The 12,299-nt window shown below is 68.1% G+C and carries 11 protein-coding genes and 1 riboswitch; of the genes, 5 read left to right on the top strand and 6 right to left on the bottom strand.

Annotated features, from left to right (window positions below):
* Window positions 1–42 precede the first annotated feature (42 nt).
* The 6 genes from ACQ7HM_RS17660 to ACQ7HM_RS17635 are packed head-to-tail and all read right to left on the bottom strand — an operon-like array spanning window position 43 to window position 6,585.
* On the bottom strand, window positions 43–516 hold the full coding sequence (locus ACQ7HM_RS17660) for an OsmC family protein (protein WP_434217556.1): 474 nt from the start codon (window positions 514–516) through the stop codon (window positions 43–45).
* A 4-nt stretch (window positions 517–520) separates the two neighbouring features.
* Window positions 521–2,251: a DUF3556 domain-containing protein gene (locus tag ACQ7HM_RS17655; protein WP_434217555.1), complete on the bottom strand. Its 1,731-nt coding sequence runs from the start codon at window positions 2,249–2,251 to the stop codon at window positions 521–523.
* 49 nt (window positions 2,252–2,300) lie between these two features.
* A complete protein-coding gene (locus tag ACQ7HM_RS17650; RefSeq protein WP_434217554.1) occupies window positions 2,301–4,670 on the bottom strand; it encodes an ATP-binding cassette domain-containing protein in 2,370 nt (789 codons plus the stop codon).
* Between the two features lie 37 nt (window positions 4,671–4,707).
* Window positions 4,708–5,118 carry a VOC family protein gene (locus ACQ7HM_RS17645; RefSeq protein ID WP_434217553.1) on the bottom strand — a complete coding sequence of 137 codons (411 nt, stop codon included), beginning with the start codon at window positions 5,116–5,118 and terminating at the stop codon, window positions 4,708–4,710.
* Window positions 5,119–5,123: 5 nt separating this feature from the next.
* Window positions 5,124–5,570, bottom strand: a complete 447-nt coding sequence (locus tag ACQ7HM_RS17640; RefSeq protein WP_434217552.1) for a helix-turn-helix transcriptional regulator — start codon at window positions 5,568–5,570, stop codon at window positions 5,124–5,126.
* The gene (locus tag ACQ7HM_RS17635; RefSeq protein WP_434217551.1) at window positions 5,563–6,585 is read right to left on the bottom strand and encodes an LLM class flavin-dependent oxidoreductase; all 1,023 of its coding nucleotides are present in this window, start codon (window positions 6,583–6,585) and stop codon (window positions 5,563–5,565) included. The genes ACQ7HM_RS17640 and ACQ7HM_RS17635 overlap by 8 nt, the downstream gene beginning before the upstream one ends.
* Window positions 6,586–6,774: 189 nt before the next feature.
* Between ACQ7HM_RS17635 and ACQ7HM_RS17630 the strand changes: the two genes are divergently transcribed.
* From ACQ7HM_RS17630 to ACQ7HM_RS17610, 5 genes are all read left to right on the top strand, one after another.
* Window positions 6,775–8,136 (top strand): ABC1 kinase family protein, encoded by a 1,362-nt coding sequence (locus ACQ7HM_RS17630; protein ID WP_434217550.1) that lies wholly within the window; start codon window positions 6,775–6,777, stop codon window positions 8,134–8,136.
* Window positions 8,137–8,160: 24 nt separating this feature from the next.
* A riboswitch (cobalamin riboswitch) is annotated at window positions 8,161–8,379 on the top strand.
* A gap of 104 nt (window positions 8,380–8,483) precedes the next feature.
* Window positions 8,484–9,524, top strand: coding sequence for a FecCD family ABC transporter permease (locus ACQ7HM_RS17625; protein ID WP_434217549.1), 1,041 nt, complete (start codon window positions 8,484–8,486; stop codon window positions 9,522–9,524).
* Window positions 9,521–10,324, top strand: coding sequence for an ABC transporter ATP-binding protein (locus ACQ7HM_RS17620; protein WP_434217548.1), 804 nt, complete (start codon window positions 9,521–9,523; stop codon window positions 10,322–10,324). The genes ACQ7HM_RS17625 and ACQ7HM_RS17620 overlap by 4 nt, the downstream gene beginning before the upstream one ends.
* Entirely contained in the window at window positions 10,321–11,337 is a 1,017-nt protein-coding gene (locus ACQ7HM_RS17615) for an ABC transporter substrate-binding protein (RefSeq protein WP_434217547.1), read from the top strand. The genes ACQ7HM_RS17620 and ACQ7HM_RS17615 overlap by 4 nt, the downstream gene beginning before the upstream one ends.
* A gap of 61 nt (window positions 11,338–11,398) precedes the next feature.
* A complete protein-coding gene (locus ACQ7HM_RS17610) occupies window positions 11,399–12,298 on the top strand; it encodes a hypothetical protein (RefSeq protein ID WP_434217546.1) in 900 nt (299 codons plus the stop codon).
* Window position 12,299 lies beyond the last annotated feature (1 nt).

Here is a 12,299-nt window from a genome sequence, read left to right as displayed (position 1 = left end):
ACCGACGGTCGGCACCTCAATTTCGGCGCCGGGTACGGCCGTTCAGCTCAGATGGACACGCGTCCACTGGTTGTCGAACTCCAGGCCGCTGCGCACGAACAACTGGGTGACGGGGCACCGACGCTCCACCTCGGAGACGAAGGTCGAGAACTGCTCCTCGGTGGCGTCGGTCTCGACGGTGGCGCGCACGGTGACCTTGTCGAAGTTCGCGTTGCCCTCTTCGCCCTTGACGAGGACGAGGGTGTCGAGGTCGCCCTGGACGGTGAAGGAGAACGCGCCGAGGGTGATGCCGAGGTCCTTCGCGACCAGAGCGGCGGTCACCTGGTTGCACGAGGTGAGCGAGCCGAGCGCGTAGAACAGCGGGCTGGGGGCCTCGTCCTTGCCGCCGAACGCCGGGTAGGCATCGGTCTGGAAGACATGCTGGTTGTCGCCCTGGGAGGTGAGCGTCTGGGCGACGCCGGTCCCCTCGGCCTCGATCACGAACGGGACGACGCTGGCGCGGATGGTGGAGGTCATGGCATCAGCGTCGACTCGGGCCGCTGACCTGTCGAGATTTGCGATCCTCAGGATCGGAATACGGATGAACGGGAATCGTGTCGTCCCACGGCTGGGCGGTCGCCATGTCGGCCACGCGCACGAACCCGCGCTCGAACTCGCCGACCGCCGGATCGACGAGTCGGTACTCCTGGCGCTGTCGGTGGATGGGCTGGGCGTCGAGCAACACGATGCGCACCTCCCCCGGCTCGAACCCGCAGCGGGCCTGCAGCGCGGCGATCAGCTGCTCGCTGTGCATGTGGCCGTCGCCGAAGTTCCAGCCGATGGCAGTGCTGCAGATGCGTTCACCGTCGGTGAGCACGTAGTCGTTCTCGTCGAAGCCCGCCATCGCGCGGTGGGCGAGGGTGAACAGGGCGCGACCGTGGGTGTTGAAGGCGCGGAACGCGTATCCCATGTAGAGCGGGATCGCCATGGCGTCGCCGGCGCCGTAGACCCGCTCGAGCTGAGAGGCGGGCATCGCCGCGATGGCGACGAGGTTGGCCTCCATCTTCGCCGCCGCCGAGGGCTTCATGCACCACATGCCGGTGTCCCAGTTCCCCGCGTAGTACCGCATCCCGGGGAGGAACGACACCTTGCGCGGGAACAGGTTGCCGATCACCACGGTGCCCGCGGAGACCACCGCGAGCGCGATGACCCACCACGGGGATCCGAGGTCACCCGGGCCGACGTCGGCGTGGCCGACGAACAACGCGAGCACACCGAACATCATGAAGACGTTCCACTCCAGGGGAACCCCCATCGGGATCGCCGAGAGGATCCCGAAGTGGAACACGAGCATCACCACCGCGGCCACCGCCGTGGGCCATCCGCCGCCGGAGAAGAACAGCACCAGGGGCACGGCCATCTCGATCACGGTGCTCAGGTGCGCGATGGTCCGCGCCGGACGACCTGGCCGCAGGTCGTCGGGGAAGTGTTCGAAGAACCTCCGCTTGATGAACCGAGGTCGCAGGATCGGGTTGTTCGACATCATCGTCGACACCACGAACGGGAAGTGCCGGTTGAGTTTCGACGTCGCCGCCCCGACCCAGATGATGAGCAACACGATCTTCGCCGCGACGATGGCGTCGACCGTCGCGAACAGGAACGTGACGGTCAGCGCGGCATACACCTCCCCGCGCGCGGCGAGGAAGATCGTCTTGTCGCGCAGCGCGGCGGTTCCGAGCACCACCAGGATCACCGCGATCAGCCAGCGCGGCGGTTCGGTGACGACGAGCGCGGCCACCACCGACACCAGCAGTGCCGCATAGAGCGCGACATCGACGGGGCGACGCTCGTCACCTCGCGTGAGCGGGATCCGGCCCGGCCAGGGCGGTAGCCGGATGGTGCCCGGGCGCAGCCAGTAGAGGATCGACCCGATCGGCGGGTAGAAGCGGTTGTTCAGCGGCCCGAACCCGCAGCCGAGCCCGACCACCTCGAACAGCATCGTGAACAGCACGACCTTGGCGAACACGACGGGTTCGTCGTACCACCCACGGACGTCGGTCAGCCCGCCCACGTCGGAGGTGCCGACCGACAGCAGCCAGGCGGCGACCACGTACGCGAGCACCTTCACCACGTAGAACAGGTGCAGCGCCACCGGCGTGCCGAAGCCCACCTCGGCCCAGTGCCGGGCCATCGGCACGATCTTCTCCGCACGTGTGCCCGTCTTCCACGTGGCCAGGTCGACGTCGGGAGTGGTCTGCGTCAGGAATCCCACCCGCCGACGCTAACAAACCAAGCGCTCGCTTGGTCTGTGATCGCTACGGTCAGGCGCCCACGTACGCGGCCAGGTGTTCGCCGGTGAGCGTCGAGCGGTCGGCGACGAGGTCGGCCGGGGTGCCCTCGAACACGATCCGGCCACCGTCGTGCCCGGCGCCCGGGCCGAGGTCGATGATCCAGTCGGCGTGGGCCATCACCGCCTGGTGGTGCTCGATCACGATGACCGACTTCCCCGACTCGACGAGACGGTCGAGCAGCCCGAGAAGCTGTTCGACGTCGGCGAGATGCAGTCCGGTGGTGGGCTCGTCGAGGACGTAGATGCCACCCTTGCCCGCCATGTTCGTGGCGAGCTTGAGGCGCTGCCGCTCGCCGCCCGACAGCGTGGTGAGCGGTTGACCGAGCTTGATGTAGCCGAGGCCGACGTCGGCGAGGCGTTCGAGGATCTTGTGCGCGGCGGGTGTCGCGGCGGCCCCCGAACCGAAGAACTCGCCTGCCTCGGTCACCGACATCGCGAGCACCTCGCTGATGTCGCGGTCACCGAGGTGGTAGTCGAGCACCGACGCCATGAAGCGTCGGCCCTCGCACAGTTCGCACGTGGTCGCGACACCCGCCATCATCGCGAGGTCGCTGTAGATCACGCCGTTGCCGTTACAGGTGGGGCAGGCGCCCTCGGAATTCGCGCTGAACAGAGCGGGTTTCACGCCGTTGGCCTTCGCGAAGGCCTTGCGGATCGGGTCGAGCAGGCCGGTGTAGGTGGCGGGGTTGGAACGGCGCGAGCCGCGGATGGGACTCTGGTCGACCGACACCACATCGTCGAGTCCCGACAGCGACCCGTGGATCAGCGAACTCTTGCCCGAACCGGCGACACCGGTGACCACCACCAGCACACCGAGCGGCACATCGACGTCGACCGACTGCAGATTGTGGGAGTCGGCGCCCCGGATCTCGATCACCTCGGTGTACTCACGCACGGCGTCCTTCAGCGACGCACGATCATCGAAGTGTCGTCCGGTGACGGTGTCACTCGAGCGCAACCCGTCGACGGTGCCCTCGAAACACACGGTCCCGCCGTCGGACCCGGCACCCGGCCCGAGATCGACGATGTGGTCGGCGATGGCGATGGTCTCGGGCTTGTGCTCCACGACGAGCACGGTGTTGCCCTTGTCGCGCAGGCGGACCAACAGGCCGTTCATGTTCGCGATGTCGTGCGGGTGCAGGCCGGTGGTCGGCTCGTCGAACACGTAGGTGACATCGGTCAGCGACGACCCGAGGTGGCGGATCATCTTGGTGCGCTGGGCTTCACCGCCCGACAGCGTCCCGGCCGGGCGGTCGAGGCTGAGGTAGCCGAGTCCGATCTCGACGAACGAGTCGAGCGTCTCCCCCAAGGAGTCGATGAGCGGTGCCACCGCGGGGTCATCGATGCCTCGCACCCACACGGCCAGATCGCTGATCTGCATGGCGCACGCGTCGGCGATGGACTTCCCGGAAATCTTCGACGACCGCGCGCCCTCATTGAGGCGGGTGCCGTCGCAATCCGGGCACGTGGCGAACGTGACCGCACGTTCCACGAACGCGCGGATGTGCGGCTGCATCGCGTCGACGTCCTTGGACAACATCGACTTCTGGATCTTCGGGATGATCCCCTCATAGGTGAGGTTGATGCCCTCGACCTTGATCTTGGTCGGCTCCTTGTAGAGCAGGTCGTCGAGTTGTCGCTGGGTGAACGTCGCGATCGGCTTGTCGAACGGGAAGAAGCCGCAGCCGGCGAAGATGCGGCCGTACCAGCCGTCCATCGTGTAGCCGGGGATGGTCAGCGCACCGTCCTTGAGCGACTTCGTGTCGTCGTAGAGGGCGGTGAGGTCGATGTCGTTGACCGACCCGCGCCCCTCACAGCGCGTACACATGCCGCCGGTGATGGTGAAGCTGGCGCGTTTCTTCACGTCGCGACCACCGCGGGTGACGCTGACCGCACCCGCGCCGCTCACCGACGCGACGTTGAACGAGAACGCCTGCGACGAACCGACATAGGGCTTGCCGAGCCGACTGAACAGGATGCGGAGCATCGCGTTGGCGTCGGTGGCGGTCCCGACCGTCGACCGCGGGTCGGCGCCCATCCGTTGCTGGTCGACGATGATCGCGGTCGTGAGCCCGTCGAGCAGATCCACATCGGGTCGGGCCAGCGTGGGCATGAACCCCTGGAGGAACGCACTATAGGTCTCGTTGATCATCCGCTGCGATTCCGCGGCGATGGTCGCGAACACCAGCGAACTCTTCCCCGACCCGGACACGCCGGTGAACACCGTGAGACGACGTTTGGGGATCACGACATCGACGTCGCGCAGGTTGTTCTCCCGGGCCCCCTGCACCCGGATCAGGTCGTGGGTGTCGGCGACGTGCGCGGTGGACGCGGGGGGCATGGGGGCTCCTACCTCGAGAGTGCCGGGACGAACCGGGTCAGGACGACTGCTGGATGCGGATGAGGTTGCCGGCCGGGTCCCGTACCGCGCAGTCGCGCACACCATAGGGCTGATCGGTCGGTTCCTGCACGATCTCGCCGCCGGCCGCGACGATCGAGTCGAAGGTGGCCGCGAGATCGGTTGCGGCGAGCAGCAGACGCGCGAACGTGCCCTTCGCCATCATCTCGGCGATCATCGTCCGCTCGGCCTCGGTGACGCCCGGATCCGCGGTGGGCGGGTACAGCACGATCGAGGTGTCGGGCTGATCGGGCGGACCGACGGTGAGCCAGTGCAGCCCGTTGTAGCCGACGTCGTTGCGGATCTCGAAGCCGAGGATGTCGCGGTAGAAGCCGATCGCGGCCTCGTGATCGGTGTGCGGGAGGAAACTCGAGTGGATGCTGACCGTCATGGCGCTCAGGCTAGGACGGCGCCGCCCGCCTGCGCTTCTCGATTCCTGACCGGTCTGGTGACCTGTTTGGCGACACAGGCCGGCAGCCCCGCGACCGACGGCCCGGCGTCGCGTCGGTAGGCACTCGGCGACACCCCGACCAGTTCGCGGAATCGGGTGCTGAAGGTCCCCAGTGAGGAACACCCGACCGCGAAACACACCTCGGTGACACTGAGTTCGTCGCGTCGCAGCAGCGCCATCGCCCGCTCGACGCGGCGGGTCATCAGGTAGCTGTAGGGCGATTCGCCGTAGGCGGCGCGGAACTGCCGACTGAGGTGGCCCGCCGACATGTGTTCGCCGCGCGCGAGTTCCTCCACGTCGAGCGGCGCCGCGAACTCGCGGTCGATGCGATCTCTGATCCGGCGCAGGCGCGCGAGGTCGGCCGTGCGGGTCGGCGAGAGGGGTTCAGTCATGCGGGGTCCATCGCAGTGCCGGGCCCAGTCGTGTCGCCATGTCGGTGATGATCTGGATGTAGTCGTCCTTCTCGAACGAGAACGGCAGGGCGAAGGCGACCTCGGTGGCGCGCTGGAAGCCGGCGTGCGAGAACAGCCGTGCCGCGAGGTCGTCGGACGGCCCGACCAGATCAGGCGCGAACACCATCCCGCGCGGACCCTGCGGCTCGAGCGTCCGGGCGAAACGGCTCTCCGCGTAGGCCTCGTAGCGGCGGATCTGATCGGGAGTCGCGGTGTCGGTGGGGATCACCACGAGTCCCTGCGACACCCGTGCCCGCGACGGGTCGGGATGCGCCGCGCGATAGGCGTCGATGTGCTCGGCCTGAATCGTCGCGAAGTCCCGCGCCGGGCCGCCCTCGGTGAACACCACCGACGAGGTCAGGTAGTTCAGGTGCTGCTCGCCGGCCCAGGTCGCCGAACCCAGTCCCCCGCCGTACCAGACACGACCGGCGAGGCCCGGCGAGTGCGGTTGCACACGCCGCGAGAACAATTCGATGCCCACGGTGCCCTCGAAGTCGCTCACCGGATCGCCGCGCAGGCAGCGCAGCAGACGCAGCACGCGCTCCTTGGAGAAGTCCTCGACGTCGTGGGTGTCGGGGTAGAGGGCCTGTCGATAGTCGTCGTAACGCATCGGGGTGCCCACCGACACACCGGGATTGATGCGTCCCTGCGACAGCACGTCGACGGTGGCGAGGTCCTCGGCGAGCCGGAACGGGTTCTCGAGTCCGAGCGGGATGACCGCGGTACCGAGCTCGATCCGCGAGGTCACCATCGCCGCGGCCGCCATCACCGCGACCGGCGAGGAGATCCCGTACTGCAGGTGCCGGTCACGCAGCCACACCGAGTCGAAACCGAGGTCCTCGGCGAGACGGATCGTGTCGATGGTCTCCAGATGCCCCTCGCGCGGCGACGACTCGTCGAACCGACCGATCGTCAGGAACCCGAGCTTGTCCAGTGCGGTGCCCTCGCGCGGCATGTCGGCTCCCCTGTTCTCACGCGGTTCAGGGGAACCAGTGTGCCCGGTCACCGCGCCGAGCGCCTGCGTCGGTTCGCTTTGACTGTTGCGCAGGACTTCGGCACCATCGCCGACGGCGAGTCGTCTCGCCGTGCACCTGTCCCCGACCTCGACCCACATATGACCTCACCACTGCATACTGCGAAGACCATGACTCGTGAACCCGGTACCGAGCTGGCCCCCGTGGCCGGCAGCGCTGTGCACACCCACGTCCATCTGCCGCATGTGTCGCCGATCGCCGAGGCTCGACGCGTCGGCGTCACCGCGTTCCAGCTCGCACGCGGTGTCGGTGAGGTGGCGGTCGGTTTCCGCTCCCGCAAGCCTCTCCCCGAACGCGCGGCCCGCGAGGTCCGCGACGTCTTCGAGCGGCTGGGGCCCACGTATGTGAAGCTCGGCCAGCTGATCGCCTCGAGTCCGGGCGTGTTCACCCCGGCGCTGTCGCGCGAGTTCGAGACACTCCTCGACAGGGTGGCCCCCGCACCGATACACGTCATCGAGAAGGTGTTGACCGGTGCGTTCGGGGCGCCCCCCTCGCAGGTGTTCGCGCAGTTCGACGCCGAGCCGATCGCGTCGGCGTCGATCGCGCAGGTGCACACCGCGACGCTGCACAGCGGCGAACGGGTCGTGGTGAAGGTGCAGCGTCCGGGCATCGCCACGCGCCTTGCGGCCGATGTCGCGATCCTCGAGCGGCTCGCCGACCTGCTCGAGCTGTCGCCGTACGGCCGGATGCTCAGCGCGCGGAACGTGGTCGACGACTTCGCGACCGGCCTCGACGCCGAGCTCGACTTCCGCAACGAGGCGCAGGCCATGGACGACTTCGTCGCGGGGCTGGCCGGCACGCCGTTCGCCGACCGTGTGCGGGTACCGACGGTGCACCACGAGTTCACCACCGGCGAGGTGCTCACGATGGAGTACATCGACGCCGTCCGGATCGACGACGTGCGTGCTGTGCGCAAGGCCGGACACGACGGCACTGCGCTGGTGCGCAATCTGCTGCTGGTCTTCCTCGAGTCGGCCTTCCACGGCGGCCTGTTCCACGGCGACCTGCACGCGGGCAACGTCCTCGTCGACTCCGACGGCAAGTTGGTGCTCCTCGACTTCGGCATCGTGGGCCGCTTCACCCCGCGCACCCGTCGCATCATGCGGCGGCTCGTCGGTGACCTGATGGTGCGCAACGATTACGAGGCGGCCGGCCGCGCGCTGTTCACACTCGGCGCGGTGCGCAACCCGGGCAGCACCCGGGAGGGTGCGAAGGACATGCGCCGGTTCACCGCACCGATCGCGGGCAAGGACCTCGCGGGGATGTCGTACACCGCACTCGGTACCCAGCTCGCCACGCTGGCGAAGGCCTACGACCTGCGGCTGCCGCGCGAGCTGGTCCTGGTGGGCAAGCAGCTCCTCTACGTCGAGAAGTACATGAAGCTGCTGGCCCCACAGTGGCGGGCGCTCACCGACAAGGAGCTGTTCACCTACATGAAGGCTCTGCTCACCGAGGACAACCCGAGGCACTGACCCGGGACGGTCGCGGGCTCGGGTAAGTTCTGCCCCGACGTCGGTGTGCTCCCGGTCGTCTTTTTCCTCCGGGAGCACCGCAAGAGGGAATCCGGTGCGAGTCCGGAACTGCCCCGCAGCGGTGATCGGGAACGACGCGACAGCAATGCACTGGCCCCGGCCGGGAAGCAGTCGCCGGTAGGTGGCATCGAGACAGATGCCGTGCCCGAGAGTCCGAAGACCTGCCGCCGTTGGTCGCGTCGGACGATGCGACCGCTCATCGGCCTCGTGGGATATGGCCGGTGCGGCGCCCCGTGAACCTGTCGTGGCTGTCTGCACCCCTTTCCGCACAGACGGAAAGGGATCGGATGCAGGTACGCGGCCGCCCCGGTGTCGGCATGGCCGTCGCGCTCTCCCTGCTCGTGCTGCTCGCCGTCTCCGTGGTCGGGATGATCGTCGGCAGCGTGCACATTCCCGCGTCCGACGCGGTCCGCTATCTGTGGGCCGATGTCGTCGGCGGCACCATCGCCCCGCCGGACGTCCCGGGCTACCGGATCGTGACCGATTCACGACTCCCCCGGGTCCTCACGTCGATCTTCGTGGGCGCCGGTCTCAGCGTCGTCGGCGTCGTGGTGCAGGCTCTGGTCCGTAACGCCCTGGCCGACCCGTACATTCTGGGTATCTCCTCGGGCGCGTCGGTGGGCGCCACCGCCGTGGTGTTGTTCGGCGCACTCGGCGGCCTCGGACTCTATGCGCTGCCGTCGGCGGCGTTCCTCGGCGCGTTGGGCGCGACGGTCATCGTGCTGGTGCTGGCCCGCAGCGCAGGCGGTCTCGAACCGACCCGTCTGGTTCTCATGGGAACCGCACTGGGCTACGGGTTCTCGGCCATCACGACAGTTCTCGTGTTCCTCGCGCCTGCCGGCGACGCCGCGCGCAGCGTGATGTTCTGGCTGCTGGGCAGTCTTGCTGCGGCGACCTGGCACTCGGTGTGGTTGGTCGGCACGGTGTCGATGGTCGGCATCGTGCTCGCGAGCGCGTGCGCACGTCACCTCAACGCACTGTCGATGGGCGAGGATGTCGCGGCCAGCGTCGGCATCCATGCCGGCCGATTCCGTCTGGCGTTGTTCGTGGTGTCGGCCGTCATCGTCGGCGTGATCGTGTCGGTGTGCGGCGCAATCGGATTCGTCGGCCTGATCATGCCGCACGTCACGCGGCTGCTCGTGGGCGCCGACCACCGACGGGTACTGCTGCTCAGCCCCGTGCTGGGCGGCGTGTTCGTGGTCGTCGCCGACATCGTCTCCCGCACCCTGGTGCCGCCGTACGAGTTGCCGATCGGCGCTATCACCGCCGCGGTCGGGGTGCCGGTGTTCGTGACACTGATGCGCCGCCGCGACCGGGTGACGTCATGACCCCCCACCCGCAGCCCGCGCCGAAGCCGGCCGTCGACTACCGCGACGTGTCGATCCGCCTGGGCGAGAACGAGATCGTGCACGACCTGTCGTTGTCGGTGTCCGAGGGCGGGTTCCTCGGCGTCATCGGCCCCAACGGCAGCGGCAAGTCGACGATCCTGCGTTGCCTGTTCCGTGCCCTGTCCCCGTCGAGTGGCCACGTCACCGTGCACGGCACCGACATCACCGCCACCTCGCTGCGCGACAACGCACGTCAGGTCGCGGCACTCACCCAGTCCTCGGCACTGTCCCTCGATTTCACCGTCGCCGAGGTGGTCGCGACCGGTCGACTACCCCACATTCGCCTTCTCCGGTCGGCCACTGCCGCCGATCGCGAGATCTGCGAGCGCGCCATGATCGACGCCGGGGTGGGAGGTTTCGGACACCGACGGTTCGCCGAACTCTCCGGAGGAGAGTCCCAGCGGGTGCTCATCGCCCGCGCCTTCGCGCAGCAGACCCGCGTGTTGGTCCTCGACGAACCCACCAACCACCTCGACGTGCATCACCAGTTCGCGGTGCTCGAGGCGGCCCGTGCGCGAGGCGTCACCGTGATCGCCGCATTGCACGACCTGAACATCGCCGCCCAGTTCTGCACCGAACTCGTCGTCGTGTCCGAGGGGCGGATCGTGTGCCGCGGAACGCCCGCCGACGTCCTGACGGCCGGCACCATCACCCGCTGGTTCGGTATCGGGTGCCACATCGTCACCCATCCACGCCTGCACGTTCCGCAGATCATCTTCGACGAAGGGACCACCCGATGACACGCACCTTCCTGGCCGGCGCCGTCCTGGCACTCACCGCGACACTCGTGATCAGTGGCTGCGGCGCCGAGGTGTCCGAGCGCGCCTCACCGACGTCGTCCGGTGCAGCCGTCACGGTGACCAACTGTGGCGCCCCGCTGTCGGTTCCGTCGCGTCCGACGAAGGTGCTCACCAACGACACCGGCATCACCGAGATGATGTTCGCGTTGGGGCTGGCGGACCGGATGGTGGGCTACACCACCTACGAGGGCAAGGAGCGTGACATCGCGTCGTCGCCGTGGCGGTCGGAGTTCGCCTCGACGCCCTCACTCGGCACGGCCTTCACCCGCGAGGTGATCCAGAAAGCCGCGCCCGATTTCGTGTTCGCCGGATGGAACTACGGCTTCAAGGAGTCGACCGGCGTGACACCCGCCTGGCTCACCACCATCGGTGCGACTCCGTACCAGTTGACCGAGGCGTGCAGGCAACCCGGATCGACCCGGCGCGGGATCACCCGTCCGCTCGACGCCCTCTATGACGATCTCACCAACCTGGGCCGGATCTTCGGCGTCGAGGATCGCGCCTCGGCCCTGATCGCCGGGTACAAGCGGGAGGTCGCCCAGTCCGCCGCCACCGCACCGGCGGCCGATCGCCGTGCCCGGGTGCTGTTGTTCGACAGCGCCGACCCCGCCCCGTTCACCTCCGGGCGCAACGCCGCGCCCGATGAGATCATCGCCGAGGCGGGCGGCACGAACGTGTTCTCGCAACTGAACGACTCGTGGACGTCGGTGTCGTGGGAGGCCGCGGCACAGGACGATCCGGAGGTCATCGTGATCGTCGACTACGGCGCGGGACAGGCGAACACGGTCGCGGCGAAGACCGCACAGCTGCGAGCCCAACCGCTGATGGCCGGGACCACCGCGGTCCGCGAGGACAACATCGTGTCGTTCCCCTATGCCTCACTGGTCGAGAGTCCTCGCAACCCGGCGACCATCACCGCCCTCGCCACCTATCTGCGGAGTCGGGGACATTGATTCGACGAACGCACCGTGAGGACCGCACGCGTGGTGCGATCGATGTCGACCGGGAGGCGAGATGGATGACACCGTGATCGTGCACATCGACCGCGCATCAGTCGCGATGGGCGACGACGTCCGCACCCATGAGGAGGTCTGGACGTACCGCTCGTCGGCGACGCTCGACGACCTGCTCGTCGACATCGCGACGTCGTATGTGCCGCCCATCAGCGGTGATGCGGGCTGGACCGTCCATGCGAACGCCCATGACGACGCGCGACGACGCCATCTCGGGATGATCTACCGCCCCGTGCACGGCGACGACATCGCCTGCCGCGTGCGTGATCACGACACCCTGCTCGCCACGATGGCGGCCACCACGGGACTCGACGTGTACGTCACCTATCTGACCTGGGAGTTGAAGCGGCCGGCGACCATCGAGGAATTGCACGCCGCGCGGTCGTCACGGTCGGGGACGATCCGTCGGACTCGCGTGGCCGATTCCGACGCCGAACACCGCCGCTGGCGGACAGTGCGCTCACTCCGGCAACTTGACGCCGACCTCATACCCTGGCGACGCGCGTGGATACGTGACGCCGTCCGCGACACCCCGCGACTACCCGACGTCGACGAGTTCGTCGCCGCGCATCTCGATCTGCTCCATGACCGGTTGTGTCCCGCCAGCATGGCGCTGGCCGCAGACCTGTTCGAGGTGACGACCGCGGAATCGAGATACCAGGCTCGGGGCGCTGATCTCATTGCTGCGCTCGGCGATCCACGCGCGGCCACGCTGGCCATGGTGCTCACCGCGTTCGAGTGGACCATGACGCAGAAGTCGTGGGAGGACGAGGTCGACGCCGGTGTCGTCGCCTACCTGGGCCGGCTCGAACGGTGGGGGTATCGGCTGTCACCGGTGGAACAGGCCTACGCGGGTCGTCGCTCGGCGTCCGACGTCATCGACGAGGCCCGCGCCACCTGAC

It is taken from the genome of Williamsia sp. MIQD14 (genome assembly GCF_051025635.1).
Lineage (GTDB): Bacteria > Actinomycetota > Actinomycetes > Mycobacteriales > Mycobacteriaceae > Williamsia_A.
The sequence above is the reverse complement of the archived record's forward strand: the minus strand, read 5'-3'. Positions and strand labels throughout refer to the sequence as shown.